Source organism: Emticicia sp. TH156 (assembly GCF_002855535.1).
GTDB lineage: Bacteria > Bacteroidota > Bacteroidia > Cytophagales > Spirosomataceae > Emticicia > Emticicia fluvialis.
This window is the reverse complement of the sequence record NZ_PKRS01000010.1, coordinates 1-16,911: the sequence shown is the minus strand read 5'-3', so window position 1 is coordinate 16,911 and position 16,911 is coordinate 1. Positions and strand designations below refer to the sequence as shown.

The 16,911-nt window shown below is 42.5% G+C and carries 13 protein-coding genes; 7 read left to right on the top strand and 6 right to left on the bottom strand.

The features are described 5' to 3' along the window. Positions 1-21 precede the first annotated feature (21 nt). From C0V77_RS17985 to C0V77_RS17955, 7 genes are all read left to right on the top strand, one after another. Positions 22-1,956: a sialate O-acetylesterase gene (locus tag C0V77_RS17985; protein WP_101727757.1), complete on the top strand. Its 1,935-nt coding sequence runs from the start codon at positions 22-24 to the stop codon at positions 1,954-1,956. A 17-nt stretch (positions 1,957-1,973) separates the two neighbouring features. Continuing rightward, positions 1,974-3,176 (top strand): mannonate dehydratase, encoded by a 1,203-nt coding sequence (gene uxuA, locus C0V77_RS17980; RefSeq protein WP_229236313.1) that lies wholly within the window; start codon positions 1,974-1,976, stop codon positions 3,174-3,176. Between the two features lie 39 nt (positions 3,177-3,215). Beyond that, positions 3,216-5,315, top strand: coding sequence for an alpha-glucuronidase family glycosyl hydrolase (locus C0V77_RS17975; protein ID WP_101727756.1), 2,100 nt, complete (start codon positions 3,216-3,218; stop codon positions 5,313-5,315). Next, a complete protein-coding gene (locus C0V77_RS17970) occupies positions 5,312-6,115 on the top strand; it encodes an SDR family NAD(P)-dependent oxidoreductase (RefSeq protein WP_229236312.1) in 804 nt (267 codons plus the stop codon). Before C0V77_RS17975 ends, C0V77_RS17970 begins: the two co-directional genes overlap by 4 nt. Before the next feature lie 43 nt (positions 6,116-6,158). Continuing rightward, entirely contained in the window at positions 6,159-7,205 is a 1,047-nt protein-coding gene (locus C0V77_RS17965; RefSeq protein WP_101727755.1) for a glycoside hydrolase family 43 protein, read from the top strand. Between the two features lie 29 nt (positions 7,206-7,234). Further along, entirely contained in the window at positions 7,235-8,284 is a 1,050-nt protein-coding gene (locus C0V77_RS17960) for an endo-1,4-beta-xylanase (RefSeq protein ID WP_229236327.1), read from the top strand. A gap of 211 nt (positions 8,285-8,495) precedes the next feature. Beyond that, complete coding sequence (locus C0V77_RS17955) at positions 8,496-8,915, top strand: hypothetical protein (protein WP_101727753.1); 420 nt, start codon at positions 8,496-8,498, stop codon at positions 8,913-8,915. A 69-nt stretch (positions 8,916-8,984) separates the two neighbouring features. Here the strand turns inward: C0V77_RS17955 and C0V77_RS17950 are convergent, their stop codons facing one another. From C0V77_RS17950 to C0V77_RS17925, 6 genes are all read right to left on the bottom strand, one after another. Next, complete coding sequence (locus C0V77_RS17950; RefSeq protein ID WP_101727752.1) at positions 8,985-12,122, bottom strand: efflux RND transporter permease subunit; 3,138 nt, start codon at positions 12,120-12,122, stop codon at positions 8,985-8,987. A 9-nt stretch (positions 12,123-12,131) separates the two neighbouring features. Continuing rightward, the gene (locus C0V77_RS17945; protein ID WP_101727751.1) at positions 12,132-13,193 is read right to left on the bottom strand and encodes an efflux RND transporter periplasmic adaptor subunit; all 1,062 of its coding nucleotides are present in this window, start codon (positions 13,191-13,193) and stop codon (positions 12,132-12,134) included. A 45-nt stretch (positions 13,194-13,238) separates the two neighbouring features. After that, positions 13,239-14,588, bottom strand: a complete 1,350-nt coding sequence (locus tag C0V77_RS17940; protein WP_101727750.1) for a TolC family protein — start codon at positions 14,586-14,588, stop codon at positions 13,239-13,241. Between the two features lie 74 nt (positions 14,589-14,662). Next, positions 14,663-15,130, bottom strand: coding sequence for a GbsR/MarR family transcriptional regulator (locus tag C0V77_RS17935; protein ID WP_101727749.1), 468 nt, complete (start codon positions 15,128-15,130; stop codon positions 14,663-14,665). 142 nt (positions 15,131-15,272) lie between these two features. Further along, positions 15,273-16,160, bottom strand: a complete 888-nt coding sequence (locus tag C0V77_RS17930) for an AraC family transcriptional regulator (RefSeq protein WP_101727748.1) — start codon at positions 16,158-16,160, stop codon at positions 15,273-15,275. A gap of 10 nt (positions 16,161-16,170) precedes the next feature. Then, entirely contained in the window at positions 16,171-16,554 is a 384-nt protein-coding gene (locus C0V77_RS17925) for a DUF983 domain-containing protein (RefSeq protein ID WP_101727747.1), read from the bottom strand. Positions 16,555-16,911: the final 357 nt, after the last annotated feature.

The following is a 16,911-nucleotide window of genomic DNA, read 5'->3' as shown; positions in this document are numbered from 1 at the left end:
AACCTTTGTCAGTATTAACGCATGAAAGCCCTTACCAGGTTTGTATTTTTTTTTCTTATCTGCTGCTTCAGAGATTCGCAGGCCATCGTGAAACTCCCGCGTCTAATCAGCAATGGGATGGTTTTGCAGCAGTTATCAAGAGTAAAAGTTTGGGGATGGGGCGCACCGGCAGAAAAAGTTAGTGTAACTTTTAATGGTCAGGTTTATGATACAACCACCGGTGAAGACGGCAAATGGATAACCACTATTGCCACACCTAAAGCAGGTGGCCCTTATGAAATGAAAATTAAAGGCACAAACGAACTGCTTGTAACTAACATTTTGGTGGGCGAGGTATGGCTTTGTTCGGGGCAGTCAAATATGGTTTTGCCATTAGAGAGAGTGAAAGAAAAATATGCAGACGTAATAGCAGCCACCGACAATCCGCTGATACGTCATTTTTTTATACCTACCCGGTTTGATTTTAATGTACCATTGGATGATTTTCAGTCCGGTAGATGGGAGACCGCCACTCCAGAAAACATTTTGCGGTTTTCTGCCACTGCCTATTTTTTTGCTAAAGATATTTTTGAAAAATACAACGTGCCTGTGGGGCTGATAAATGCCAGCGTAGGAGGCACACCTGTTGATGCCTGGATAAGTGAAGACGGCCTCAGGGAATTTCCCGGGTCGCTGGCTTTGCTCAATCAGGTTAAAGACAGTAGTTATGTAAACAGAATCAGAAGACAGGAAAACGCGGTTTCCAGAGAATGGTACACCAGACTCAGAAGAAATGATGAAGGCATGAATGGCCCGGTAAAATGGTTTGAGGCTGATTATGATGCATCTGGCTGGAAAACCATGAACCTGCCTGATTTTTGGGATAACCAGGGTCTGCCAAATACTAAAGGCGTAGTCTGGTTCAGAAAAGAGATTGAAGTGCCTGCCTCAATGGCTGGCAAAGCTGCCAGGTTCTTTATGGGACGCATTGTTGACAGCGACTCCGTCTACGTTAACGGTCGGTTCGTTGGCACTATTGGGTATCAGTATCCACCCCGAAGATACCAAATACCGGAGGGGCTTCTAAAACCCGGAAAAAACATAATTGTAGCAAGGGTAATCAATACATCCGGGCGCGGAGGGTTCATTAAAGATAAAAACTATGAAATCAGAACAGCCGATGCCTCAATAAACCTTGCTGGATTATGGCAGTATAAATTGGGTACAAGACAAGAACCCCTGGCCGATGTTACTTTTTTTCAGTACAAACCAGCTGGCCTATACAATGCCATGATATCGCCGGTTATCAATTACGGCATTAAAGGTGTCATTTGGTATCAGGGCGAATCCAATACCAGCAATCCATCGGGCTATAAATCGGTTTTTTCTTCCTTGATTGCAAACTGGCGGCAAAAATGGAATCAGGGAGATTTCCCTTTTATTTATGTGCAGCTTGCTAATTTTATGGAAACAAAAAGCCAGCCTGTCGAAAGCCAGTGGGCGCAGCTGAGAGAAGAACAAAGGCTGGCGCTCGGCGTAACTAATACTGCTATGGCTGTGGCCATTGACGCCGGTGAATGGAACGATATCCACCCGCTTGACAAGCAAACCATTGGCAAAAGACTTGCTTTGGCGGCCAGAAAACTGGCTTATGACGAACAAAAGCTGGTATCTTCCGGCCCGCTTTATCAGTCAATGCAAATCAGGAAAAATAAAATTGTTCTTTCTTTTAGCCATACCGGCTCCGGTTTAATAGCAAAGGGTGCTCAACAATTAAAGCATTTTGCCATAGCCGGTGCCGACAAAAAATATGTCTGGGCAAATGCCCGCATAAAGGGCCATAAAATAATAGTTTGGAGCCATGAGGTAAAACAACCTTTATCCGTACGTTATGCCTGGGCAGACAACCCGGCCTCAGCTAATTTATATAACAAAGAGGGGCTTCCGGCTTCTCCGTTTTCAACAGATTTAAATTAAAATAAGTTAGAAAAAGTATGATTCATACCATGCGATGGTTTGGGCCAAACGACCCGGTTTCATTAATGGATATCAGGCAGGCCGGTTGCGCAGGCATCGTTACGGCTTTGCACCAGATTTCTGTTGGTGAAATCTGGTCGGTTGATGCAATAAAAGAACGAAAAAATTTAGTTGAGGCCGATAATAATAAGTTCGCTCCCTTAAAATGGCTGGTGGTTGAAAGCCTACCCGTACATGAAGATATAAAAAAGGGATTGCCTGAACGAGAAAAATGGATTGAAAACTATAAAACTTCTCTCAGAAATCTGGCGTTATGTGGCATTAAAACGGTGTGCTATAATTTTATGCCTGTACTTGACTGGTCAAGAACCAACCTTAATTTTGAAATGCCAGATGGTGGTAAGGCTTTGAGATTCGTATGGGAAGATTTTGCTATTTTTGATTTATATATATTGAAGCGCCCTGGTGCAGAAAAAGACTACACCGATGAAGTGAAAACAAGTGCGTTGAATAAAATGCAGGCCATGTCGGCCAGTGAAATACGTACCCTTACCAATACAGTTTTGCTGGGCTTGCCTGGGTCAGAGGAAGCTTTTGATTTGGCCACTTTTCAGGGGCTTTTAGATGCATACAAACAAATAGGAGATACCGAGCTGCGCAATAATCTATATTACTTCATCCAACAGGTGGCACCCTTGGCGCAGGAGGTTGGCATCAGCTTATGTATTCATCCGGATGACCCTCCGAAACCACTTTTAGGGCTGCCCAGAGTGGTAAGTACCGAAAACGATTTAAAACAACTGATGGCCGCCTGCAATATCCGCAATAATGGTATTACATTCTGTACCGGGTCTTTGGGGGTTCGGCCGGATAACGACCTGCCGGGTATGATTGAACGATTGGGAGACCGCATTCATTTTCTGCATCTGAGAACCACCCGGCGGGAAGCAAATCCGCTTGATTTTCATGAAGCTGCGCATCTGAATGGCGACGTAGATATGTATGCAGTTGTGAAAGCCGTAGCCAAGGAAGCGTTAAAAAGAAAGGCCAATGGTCTCGACGATTACGAAATACCGATGAGGCCAGACCACGGACATCAGATTCTGGACGATTTGAACAAAAAGACCTATCCCGGCTATTCGGCTATTGGTCGCCTGAAAGGTCTGGCAGAATTAAGAGGGCTTGAAATGGCCATCGGCAGGAGTCTGACTAGCATATAAGATTTAATTGATAGACAAAAACCTAAAGACAGCAACCACATGATAAAGAAAATATTTGTTTTGTTGATGGTCTTTTCTTTAGCTGCCCGCGCGGATGATGGCTCCAGACTATGGCTTAAGTATGATTTACTGAAAGACCCGGTTTTAAGAACTTCTTACACCTCATCTACCAGGTTTATTGTTGCACATGATGAGTCACCCATCATTAAAACGGCCGTAACCGAATTGCAATCAGGGCTTGGCGGACTACTGGGCAGAAGGATACAGGTTTATAGCAAGGCAGACACCAGAACCGGAGGCATAATATTACATTTAGATAATGAAGCGCCACTACTGATTAATGATGGTTTCAGCATTAGGTCTCAAAAAGGAAATATTGTTATTTCTGCCAGGAATCCATCCGGTATTCTTTACGGTACTTTTGAATTGTTAAGACACATACAAACCGGCAAAAGCCTGCAAAACCTGAATCTGGTTAGTAACCCCAAGGTAAAGCTAAGAATGCTGAATCATTGGGACAACGCCAACGGAACCGTTGAACGTGGCTATGCGGGCTCGTCTATGTGGAAATGGCCCGAGTTACCTTTCAGAATTGACCCACGGTATATTCAATATGCAAGGGCCAATGCTTCTATAGGTATCAACGCGGCTTCAATTAATAATGTAAATGCCAGTTCAAGGTTTCTGACTGCCGAATACCTTGAAAAAATAAAAGCTGTAGCAGATGTACTACGCCCTTATGGCATCAGTGTATTTATTTCTGTCAATTTTCGTTCTCCTCGCACATTAGGAGGCTTAAAAACCTCTGACCCGCTTGACCCCGAGGTAAGAAAATGGTGGAATGAAAAAACCAAAGAGATTCATCAATATATACCCGATTTCGGAGGTTTTCTGGTCAAGGCAAACTCAGAAGGCGAGCCGGGCCCGCAAGACTATGGCCGTACCCACGCTGATGGAGCCAATATGCTGGCTGAGGCCATGAGACCTTATAAAGGTATCGTTATCTGGCGGGCCTTTGTTTATAAAGCAGACCCCAACGGCGACCGCTTCAAAGAGGCCTACGAACAGTTTAAACCCCTTGAAGGGACTTTCGACCCAAAAGTAATTGTGCAGGTAAAAAATGGCCCTATTGATTTTATGCCTCGCGAGCCTTTTCATCCAATGTTTGGTGCATTTCCTAAAACTACCCTGGGTATGGAGTTTCAGATAACGCAAGAGTACCTGGGGCAGTCAACCCACCTTACTTATCTGGCACCCATGTTTAAAGAATGCCTCGATGCCGACACTTACGCCAAAGGAAAAGGGTCAACAGTTGCAAAGGTGATAGATGGCAGCCTTGACGGACACCAGCTGTCGTTAATGGCTGGGGTTGCTAATACCGGCTCTGACAACAACTGGACAGGCCATCCATTCAATCAGGCCAACTGGTATGCTTTTGGCCGCCTCGCCTGGGATTACACCCTGAGTTCAGAACAAATAGCGTCTGAATGGATAGCCATGACCTTAACGCCAAATAAATTTGCCCAACGCAAAATAAATGAAATGATGATGAGGTCATTACCCTTATACATTAGTTATACGTATCCTCTTGGCACGGCACACATGATGGGCGAGGGCCACCATTATGGGCCGGAACCCTGGCTTGAAAAAAGCGGCAGACCAGACTGGACCTCGGTCTATTATCATCGTGCTGATACCATTGGTCTGGGTTTCGACAGAACCGGTAAAGTAAGTAATGCACTGAGTCTGTATCAGCCTGACGTACAGAAAATATGGGGAAACCCGGATAATTGTCCTTTAGACTACCTGCTTTGGTTTCACCATGTTTCCTGGAAAAAGAAACTGAGCACAGGCCGAACTTTGTGGAACGAGCTATGTTGGCGCTATTATGACGGTGCCGAGCAGGTAAAAGCGCTACAAGCAGATTGGGAAAGCATTAAGCCACTGATTGACAAAGAAACTTATGAAAATGTAAAAGGGCGGTTAATGATTCAGGAAAAAGAAGCCCTCTGGTGGCGTGATGCCTGCGTGCTGTATTTTATTAATTATGCTAAAATGCCACTTCCGGCGCCATTGAAATTACCGGCGAGGTCGTTGGATGAAGTAAAAAAACTTGTTGAAATATACCATTTAAGATGATTGAAGATAAAAGTATGGACAAGGAAGAGAAACCTGCCGCAGCAAACCCCGTTTTTTCTTTAAAAAACAAACTGGCTTTAATAACAGGTGGTGGCAGCGGTATTGGCTTTAATATTGCCCAATGTATGATTGCCGCAGGCGCAAGAGTGGTTATTACTGGTCGGCGTGAACACGCCCTTCAGGAGTCAGTTAAGGCTTTAGGAGAATCGGCCATGTATGTGGTAAATGATGTTACGGAGTTAAGCACGCTCAATGGCCTTGTTGATCACATTGAATCCAGCATTGGGTCTATTGATATTCTGGTTAATAATGCGGGTATTAATATGAAAAAACCTGCGCTGGAGGTTTCTGACGAAGACTTCAACAGAATCATTCATACTAATCTGAGTGCAGTTTTTGCCCTTACCCGTGCCTGCGCAAGCCGTATGATTGCCCGTAAAAGCGGCTGCATACTCATGATATCATCTATGGCTGCCTATTATGGAATTGACAGGGTGGTGGCCTATGCGGCCTCGAAGTCTGGCGTTGAGGGTATGGTGAAAGTACTGGCCTCAGAGTTTTCAAAATTCAATGTGCGTGTTAATGCCATTGCGCCTGGCTTTATAGAAACTTCAATGATGAGAACCGCCATGAACAGCGACCCCGACAGAATGAACCGCGCATTAGGCCGCACACCCATGGGTAAATTCGGGAGGCCCGACGATATCGGCTGGGCCGCAGTATTTCTGGCATCAGAAGCAGCGGCTTATATAACCGGAGCTTCATTGCCTGTAGACGGAGGTAACTCTATTGGATTCTGATCATTTGCAAAACAATCAATTTTTTAATTTAATACTCAAATAAATGCATAGCCTTAAACAAAAAACGCTTGCGCTGTTAGCCTTTACTGTTGTAGCTACAACAAGCCATGCCCAAACCAAGAAGCAACCCATTTCTCAGCCATTGGTGAGCCATATTTTTACTGCAGACCCTTCGGCTCATGTTTTTAAGGGCAGGATATATATTTATCCGAGCCATGATATAGAATCTGGCATTAAGCAGGATGACAACGGTAGCCATTTTGACATGAAAGATTACCATATTCTTTCAATGGACAGCCCTACCGGAAAAGTAACTGATCATGGCGTAGCACTTGATATTAAAGATATTCCCTGGGCTGGCCGCCAGCTTTGGGCGCCTGATGCTGCCTATAAAAACGGTACTTATTACCTGTATTTTCCGGTAAAAGATAAACAGGATGTGTTCAGAATAGGGGTGGCCACCAGCAAAAAACCGGAAGGGCCTTTTAAACCTGAAAAAACACCAATGGAAGGTACATTCAGTATTGACCCGACTGTTTTTCAGGATACCGACGGAAAATATTATATGTATTTTGGAGGTATCTGGGGCGGACAATTGCAACGCTGGGCCAGTGGCAAATACGAGGCCGACGGAAAACTAAGAACAACCAATGAACAAGCGCTTCTACCCAAAATTGCCAGACTAAGCAACGATATGCTTACCCTTGCTGAACCCGCAAAGGATATCCGGATTGTTGATGAAAACGGCAAGCTGTTTACCGAGGGCAATAACGACAAACGTTTCTTTGAAGCCGCATGGGTGCACAAATACAAAGGTAAATACTATTTGTCTTATTCAACCGGCGACACGCATAATATCTGCTATGCCATAGGCGATAATCCTTACGGACCATTTACTTACAAAGGTATAGTATTGAAACCGGTAGAGGGTTGGACAAACCATCATTCAATTATTGAATTTAAAGGTAAATGGTACTTGTATTATCATGACGTTCAGATTAGCGGACAGACTCACCTGCGCAACATCAAGGTAACAGAATTGAAGTATAATCCGGACGGTACTATCCAGACCATCGAACCTTACAAATAAGTAATCCAATCATGAAAAAAAATGTGGCTATGGCCTGGGTTGTTCTGATTTGCCTGGTTACAGCACAGGCACAGGAAACCAAAGGATTGAAAGATTATTACAAGGGGTATTTCCCGGTTGGGGTGGCCGTTAGCCCCCGAATGATGGAGCCTGGTCCGGAGTCTGCCCTGATATTGCAACATTTTAACAGCGTAACACCTGAAAACGCTATGAAAATGGGGCCGATTCATCCGGAGGAAAACCGGTATAACTGGGAACCAGCCGATAAAATTGTAGACTTTGCTGTTAAAAATGGTCTGAAAGTACGGGGTCATACGCTTTGCTGGCACACCCAGGCACCCAATTGGTTTTTTACCAGAAATGGTCAACCGGTAACGAAAGAAGAACTTCTGGCGCGCATGAAGCAACACATTACAGATGTAGTAACACGCTACAAAGGTAAACTATATGCCTGGGATGTAGTGAATGAGGCCGTGCCGGATGCGGGAGAAGAGGTTTACAGAAAAACCAAGTTTTATGAGATTATTGGTGAAGAGTATATCGAAAAAGCCTTTGAATATGCCCATGCCGCAGACCCTGACGCCGTATTGTTTTATAATGATTATAACACCGAAAACGCATCGAAGCGCGATAGGATTTTCAGGCTTGTAAAGAAACTGAAAGATAAAGGAGTGCCTATTCATGGCGTTGGCTTGCAGGGGCACTGGTCTGTTTATGAGCCAACAGCACAAGAACTGGAAGAGTCAATCACTAAATTTGCTTCTTTAGGTTTGCAGGTGCAGATAACTGAAATGGATGTGTCGGTATATGTAAAAGAGCATGAACGCCGGGAGAAACGGCCTACTGATATAACGTCTTACCCGCCTGAAATTCAAAAAAAGCAGGCTGAGCATTATAAAATGCTTTTTGAGGTATTCAGAAAATACAAAGGCCAGCTGACAGGGGTTACCTTCTGGAATTTGTCAGATAAATCAACCTGGCTGGATGCCTTCCCTTTTGTGGGTAGGAAAGACTATCCCTTGCTATTTGATGAAAACTATAAGCCTAAGCAGGCTTATTGGGAAGTAGTTAAGTTTTAATTGAGTACTATGATGAAACGTACAAGGGGGTGATTGCAAAATCGCTCCCTTTTTTAATATCTGGTCGAACGCCTATTATGCGAAAGTTCATTGATGAAGGTTTCTTAACTGCCAATGGAATAAGTGCTGCTTTTGATTATAAGATTTATTATGGCTGCCTTAATCTTTTATCAGGACTTATGTATTTTTGAATTTTTAAAATTCATTTCGCATGAAGAAGTTACTTATTTCAATCGCAATTCTATTTACTGGCGGCAGTTTGTTGGCGCAAACCAAGGCGCCTGAAATACAAAAGGGTAATTTTATGGACGATTACAAAATTACCTATACCATTAATGATACCCTCTGGACACAAAAGCCCAATGCCAAATATCATATTATTAAATGGAATGAAAAAGAGCAGTATTTGATAGCCAGAAATGATGTGGGGAATCCTGCCGATGGCGGGTTGTACACCAGAATTGACTACATGGCATTTGAAAACATGAGTCCGTTCTTATGGGGATTCTGCCTGAGCGCTTATAATGCCCCTACAGCAGAGGCCGCAGAAGCCATAAAAATTGCCGACAGAGCCAATCCACGCAAAGGCTGTAACGGGTTTCCGTTTTCGAGAATGAAGCGGGTAGAGTAGTGGAGATGCAAAAATAAAAGCGGATGAAAATTCACCCGCTTTATCCGTTCAACTATTATTTGACATCATTTAAACCGTTTCAACCTTATGTACTTTGGTTTTGGCTTTTTGCTTTCCGCCTATGCCAAAGATTTTATTTACTTTTATTCTCCAGCCTTCAATAACCAAATAAACTGATGGAACAAGAATTAATGTCAGCACCATTGAGCTGGTTAACCCGCCGATAATTACCCACGCCATACCATTTTTTGTTTCAGCACCTGCACCAGAGGCCAATGCTATGGGCAGCATACCGAATATCATGGCAAGGGTGGTCATTAATATCGGGCGTAAACGTTCTTTACCCGCTTCAATCAACGCTTCTTTTACGCTCATGCCTTCACTTTTCAGGTGGTTGGTGAAGTCTACAATCAGAATCGCATTCTTACAAACCAGGCCAAGCAACATAATCAGACCCAGAATAGCGAAAATAGTGAGCGAGTTCATGGTCAAAGCCAGTGCCAGAATGGCGCCAATCATGGCCACAGGTATAGAGAATAACACCACAAACGGATACACCACACTTTCGTAAAGGGCAATCATAATCAGGTAAACCAAAAGAATACCGATACCCATTGCCAAACCTAAACTTCCGAAAGCATCTCCCTGGTTTTTAGCGTCTCCCAGATAATCAATAATCACACCTTCCGGCAATTTGGTTTTGGCCAGTTCTTTCTTGATGTCTTCAACAATGGTACCCGATGGGCGACCCACAGCCGCTGAGTTTATTTTAATTGAACTCAGCCGGTCTGTTCTTTCAAGAATAGACTGCCCAACCATTTCAGTAATATTGGCAAAGTCGGTCAGTTTTACGATCGCACCGCGGTTGTTACGTATGGTCAGGTTCTTAACGTTCTCAATATTGCGTTTATCTGACTTATCAAATATAATATTGATACCGTATTCTTCACCTTTATCCTTAAATTTGGTGTTATTGTTTCCCTGAAAAGCTATCTGTACGGCAGAGCCTACTTCCGGAATACTCAAACCCAGTTTAGACATCCTGTCGCGGTCTATGTTAATAGCCACTTCTGTTTTAGGGCTTTTAGTACTGTATTTTACGTAGTCTGTTCCGGGTACTTTTACCACAATCTGTTTCACAATGGCTGCGGCTTTTACTACGTCGTCCATTACGGTTCCTTTCACGGCAATGGTAATAGGTGCCTGCGCATTACCTGTAGCCGATATTGGCTGAATATTGACACTCAGACCCGGAATCTTCGCAATGGTATCGCGCATGACTTGCCCGAACTCATCAGTTGATAATTTTCTATCATGCTTATCAACTAATGTTACTGTAATTTCGGCAAGGTTACTGTTTGAAGAATTACCCACTACCGAAGACTGTGTACCAACATTCGAGAAAACATTGGTTACTTCTGGCCTTTCCAGCAACATTTTCTCAACTTTTGCAACTGCCTGATTTGTCTGTACTAATGGTGTCTCAGGCGACATATCCAGCTGTATAGACAACTCACCACGGTCTGCATTGCCTATAAATGATGCTCCTACAAAACCTTTTGCAAGCAGGGTGAATGTAGCAACAAACAAGAGTATGATACCAATGAACACGTAACGCTTATGACCAAGAGACCAGCTGAGGGCAGATATGTACATATCACGTATCTTGTCAATGATGCTCTCAAAACCAAGGTTTAGTTTACCCCAAAGCGTTTTTTTACTCAGAATCTCAAGCTTACCCCATCTTGAAGCCAGCAGAGGCGTAAGAGTAAATGAAACAAACAAACTCATAAGGGTAGAGAACACAATTACCAGCGAAAACTCTTTCAGAATGTTTCCAATTAAGCCACCCGCCAAGGCCAGAGGCAAAAACACCACCACGTCAACCAGTGTAATGGCCATAGCAGTAAAGCCAATCTCATTTCTTCCTTCCAATGATGCTTCGCGTTTGTCTTTACCCATTTCAAGGTGGCGGTAAATATTTTCTAGCACCACAATGCTATCATCGACAAGAATACCTACAACTAAAGACAAGGCCATCAGGGTCATCAGGTTCAGGGAGAAACCAAACGCCCACATCAGTATAAAGGTGGGTATCATGGCTGATGGAATAGCCACCAACACAAACAACGAGCTTCTGATACTGTGAAGAAACAACACCATAACCACACCAACTATAATAATGGCCAGGTATAAGTCGTGCATAACGGCATCAGCAGAAGCAAGGGTATATACTGACTGGTCTGAGGCGATTTCGTAATTGAAATCTTTTGACGGATAACTAGCCTTGATTTTAGCCAATGCCGCCTTTGCGCCTTTACTTACTTCTACAGCGTTGGCATCGGTTTGCTTCATTATCTGAATACCAATGGCTGGTCTGCCGTTTATGCGGTTAAGCGTACTGGCTTCTGTTTGAGAGTCGGTTACACTGGCAATGTCTTTCAATAATATACGGCTGCCGTTGGGGTTTTCTCGTATTACCAGATTTCTGATGTCTTCTACTTTTTTCAGTTTCGCATCCAGTCGCAATGAAAAACGCGACTGATCGGTTTTAATACTACCCGCCGGGTAAGAAACGCCACTGCCTGCAATAACCTGGTTAACGGTTGATGATGAGATATTGTAAGTCTGAAGTTTATCGTTGTCCAGATATACTTCAATCTCTCTTTCGTTGCCTCCAATAATATTTACCTGTGCCACACCGGCCACATTGGTAAGCAATGGTTTTACCTGCAGGTCAATGAAATCGTAAAGCTCGGTTTGCGGTATTCTGGATGTGGCGCTCACTTTCAGAATCGGCAGGTCATCAAGGCTTAGTCTTGTTACCACTGGGTCATCAATGTCGTCAGGAAGTCTCGACTTTATCTGATTAACCTTTCGTTCAGCATCTTGTTGGGCATTAATTACATTAAAGCCAGACTTCAGGGTTACGGTTATCAGCGAAAGACCCTCTTGAGAAGAAGAGGATATCATGTCTACCCCTTCAATAGATGATACCGCTTCTTCCAGAGGTTTGGTTACACTGCTTTCTACTTCGTCGGATGCAGCGCCTCTGTAAGTAGTCTGCACCATAATTACATTCGTTTCAAATTTCGGTAACAAGTTATAATTTAATGTTTTATAACTGATAAAGCCGAATAATATGAGGGTAACGAAAATTACTGTAATCAGTAAGGGTCGTTTAATTGATAATTCTGTTATTGACATAGCTCAGGATTATTTATTAGGTGAAATCAGCACATTACTACCGTCTACAATGTTGATGATACCCTCTGTAATGATAGTTTCACCTTCATTTAAACCACTTAAAACTTCTACGTTTTCGCCAATTTCTCTGCCCAATACAATTTTACGCAGCACTGCCTTCTTACCTTCCACTACAAATACATAAGGGTTTTTCATGCCGTCGCCCAAGGCTTTTTTAGGTATCTGCAAAGCATTGGCGCTTTTGTTCAGGTTAAATTCCACTTTTACGTAAGTACCGGCTTTCAATGCCGCATTGCCATTGGCCAGTAAAACATCTACTTTGTAATTGTGGTTGTCGTCTCCCTGAGGGCTGATATAGATGATTTTACCGTTGAAGGTTTTGGTTGGGTAAACGTCTGTTGTAACGGTAGCGGGTTGACCAAGTTTCAGTTCGTACACATCTTTTTCGTTTACATAAACTACTGTTTTTAACTGGCTTACATCAACCAGCGAAGCAATCACAGTACCCATGTTTACGTACTCACCGGCTGTCAGCTTTTTATCGGTTACTATGCCGCTGATTGGTGAAATAATGCGCGCATCGGCAATTTGCTGTTTCAATTGCGCCGCCTGTAGCTGGTTGTTTTCGTAGTTAAACCGGGCATCATTTACAGCGGTTTCGTTAATGGCGTTTCCTGCCAGCAAATCTTTGTTACGTTCGTAGTCAGTTTTGGCCTTATTGATGGTCAGCTCTGTTGATTGCAGGTTGATTTGCTTCACTTTTGAATCAATGGTTCCAATTATCTGGCCTTTGTTTACTCTTGAGCCCAGCTCAATATTCAGGGTTTCAATTTTACCCTGGGTTCCTGTGGATATAGTAGCTTTTTCTTTGGGTTCTAAAACGGCAGGCAAGGTCAGGTTGCCGCTTACGGGCAGCAGTGCTACTGTTGTAGTAGCTACATAAACAGGCACCTGGCTGCGGTCTACCACCTTTTTGCTTTCGTCTATTTTCTTTTTGTTGGCCACCAGCTTGAACGAGATGGCACCAATAATGCCCACGATAATAGCTATTGTGATGATTCTTGTTTTCATTTTTTTGTATTTTAAAAGCTAAGGAAGCTATGGTTTTTAATGATGTTACTTTAATTGATTTACGTAGGTTGATAAGTTACCCTGAGCCTTCTCAAAGTCAACGCGAGCGGTTAAGAAGTTGAGCAATGATGATATATAATTGCTTTGTGCTTCTTTATACGAATAGTCGGAGTTCAGAAAATCGGTGAGGGATGCCGTTCCTTTCTGATACTGCAAACTAGTGTTTTTAAGAATGTCTGCAGCCAGGTCAAGTGTTTCTTTGTTGTCGTTCATACTGGTGTAAGAACGGAATAAAGCAGTGTTGGCGTTCTGAAACTGCAACTGGTAATTTCTTGAGCTTATTTTCAGGTTTTCTTCTGCATTCAACAGGCTTAGCTTGCTTTGCGTCAACTGGCTTTTCTTCCGGTTACCGTCAAAAATCGGTATGTTGAGTTTTAGCCCAACAGAAGAGTAATCGAACCAGTTACCGAAAGATTTGCCAAAGTCGTTGCCGAATGTCTGCGCTCCATAGCGCGCATACCCGGCCAGTGTGGGGTAAAAAGCAAACTTTTTACGTTCCACATCTAATTGCTGAAGTCTGATATTGTTTGATAAAATCTTGTAATCGAGCAGGTTTTTGGTTTCCAGTGTTGTATTAACCGGCATACTTACCTGCATAGAATAGTCCAGCGAATCATTGATGGCAATATTTTGTGCCAGATCCATGCCCATCGCGAATTTCAGTTTGTTAAGCGCCAGCTCTTTGTTGGTTTTTAAAAGCGACAACTGCGACCTGATGTTGCTCTGGCTTACACGCATACGGTCGTAATCTATCTTTTTGGCTACACCTTTTTCGTACTGCAATTGAAGGATTCTCAGTAACTCTTCATATTTTTTTTCGTTTTCAACCAGCAGTTTTTCCTGTTCGTTCAGCGTCAATATCTGGTAGTAGGCTGCTACAGTATTGTAAACGATGGTTTCATTGTTTTGCAACAATTTAAGGTCTGCCAGCAGGGTATTTACGCGGTTGGCTTCTTTGGCTACCGTTATGGTTCTATCAAAGATGGTCTGATCTACCTGTGCCACCAGATTGGTATTATATTGGTTACCAAACTGAATCTTAATTTCTTCTTTACTGAAAGCCCCTGCCGGAAGCACCGTTACCTGGCGTTTCAGGTTGTCGTCAAATGTTCCTGTACCATTTACTTGTGGCAGATATCCGGCCAGCGCCTCGATTTTCTTTTGCTTGGCTATCAGAACCTCATTTTTATAAATAGTACTGCTGGGGTTGTTGGCAAGGCTGTAAGCAATGCTTTCTTTCAAACTAAAAATAGTAGGGTTTGCCGGTTGTGCCTGAGCTACAATTGTGGCACATAAAGCAAAAACAGCAAGTGGTATGACTTTTACTTTTTTCATTATTTTGTACAATATTGAGAATTAGTTTTATTTTTTTAGTTCAGAAATAAAAGAACTAAAAAGGGTAAAAAAATTTACTTTTTGGATTGTTCCCACTTTTTGAATAAAGTTGGAATTTCTCGACCCATAAATTCCATAAACTGAATAAATTCTTCCAGTTTAAGATTGAAATCTTTTGTTGAGTGTGGTCTTTGGCCAAGTACCTCACGCATAATATTATTCACCTTGTCGAAGTCAAGAAACTTAGCTTTCATGGTTTCTTTCCAGTCAGACAAATTACTTCTGAAATACCTTTTTCTGTCGCCTGGCTTAGTAATGTACTCAATTCTGTTCACATTTAATAATAAATTAAGTGCATTGCTGGTGGCGCTTTTACTGAGATTCAGTGCTTCACATATTTCATCAAAGGTCAATTCCAGCCTGTCAGACACCAGCAATAGCGCTGCAATTCTGGCAGCTGCCGGTTGTAAGCCCTGCTCAAATAGGAGGCCTACTTTTTCAATAAGTGCTAATTTTTCGTCGCTTAATTTCAAACTGTCCATCGTATCACTGAATAACGTTACAAATGTAATTGGTTTTTTTGGTTCTGCAAGTAGAGAACTAAAAAAAGTAAAAGAAAGTTTAATATTTACGACAATATCTTTTTTTTGTACAATTTATTGTGTGGGCATTGAAGCATTTGCCCTATAATAGAACCTGGCTGGTCTTTTTTCTGAATTCCTCTGGGGTAATGCCTTCATATTTCTTGAAGAATTTTGTGAAGTAGGAGTTGTCGCTGAAATTGAGTGCATAAGAAATCTCAGAAATGCTCTGATTCTGGTTTACCAGCATTCGCTTGGCTTCAAGCAAAATCCGGTTTCTGATAACTTCACCGGCAGTTATGCCCAGATTTTCTTTGCAAAGGGCATTGAGATGGTTAGGTGTAATGTAGAGCAGCCCGGCATAATCCATCGGTCTTTTCAGGCTTATGTATTGTTTTTCAACCAGTTTCTGGAAATTCTTTAACAAGGTGTAGTTAAATGCCGGCACACCCGGCAATTTATGTACCTGGGTGTGCTTTTCTATTTCAATAAATGCCTGCAGCAGTAATACACGTACCATGTCACGGCTGATGGTATTGTTTTGCTGTACCTGCCTGGTTGTTTCTTCAAATATTTGGATGATTGTGTCTTTTACCTCGTCTGTAAGTTGAATGACACCGTCTTCGGCAATGCCGTTGAAAAACGAGAAAGACTCCAGGTAGTCGGGCCTGAGCAGGAAAGATTGAAAAAATGAGGTGGAGAAGTTAATAACGTAGCCGTCAACCTCGCCCTCGAAACTCCAGCTATGCACCTGCCCCGGTACCATAAAATAGATTTGATACGGAATAACCGGGAAATTACTGAAATCGATGGTATGTGAACCACCTCCTTTGGTAAAAAGCAATAAGTGATAAAATGTATGCCTGTGAGCCGAACATAAATTATGATGGGCTTTCAGATAGTCGGCAAAGCGGCTGACAAGGATATCATCTTCTCTGAAATCTGTCAGATTGCAAATATCAACTATCGGAATTTGATTGGTTGGGCTCATGCTTTTGTGCTTAATTAGCCGCTTCTTTGTGTTGTGGCTGGTAATCGTTAAAGAACTGTAACCATAGAGACCTTGAGAAGCGGTAAAATACCGGAAATAAAATGAAGGTTACAAGTAAATAAAGCCAGATATACACGCGCCAGTCTACTCTGGTTTCAAAATACACATAATAGGCTATGGTGGCCATTACAAAAAGTGCTATATTAAATGCATAACTCAGATACATGGAACCATAAAAAAAGCCCACCTCTTTTTCATATTTCAGGTGGCATTGCGGGCAATGTTTGTGCATGGCCGTCATTTTGCCCAGCGCAAACGGATTTTTAGTTTCAAATATTTCGCCCTCATGGCAACGGGGGCATTTCATTTTTATAGCTGCTTCGAGTTTGTTCATTTTGGTTTCTGTTTTATGCTTACAAAGTTAAAGCAGCTAAAAATGAAACTGTGGTAGGCGACATTGAATCTATGGTACTAATTACCGATTTGGATTTTTTGAGGATATCTGTTTCGTAGAGGTGCTGTGTTAAAAGTCAAATAAATGGGAAAAAATATTTAAATTTGCGTCAATAAAAAGCAGGAGTGTTAGTCCATGCAGTTTAGGCAGTCCAACTTGTTTGTGTCTGCCTAATTTTTTAAGCAGCATTCTTGGGTACATAATTAGGGAAACCTTATGAGAGATAAGTAATTAAATATCAGCGTATTACATAAAAAAACAACCCCGAAAACTGCCAATTTCTTGGAATTTCGGGGT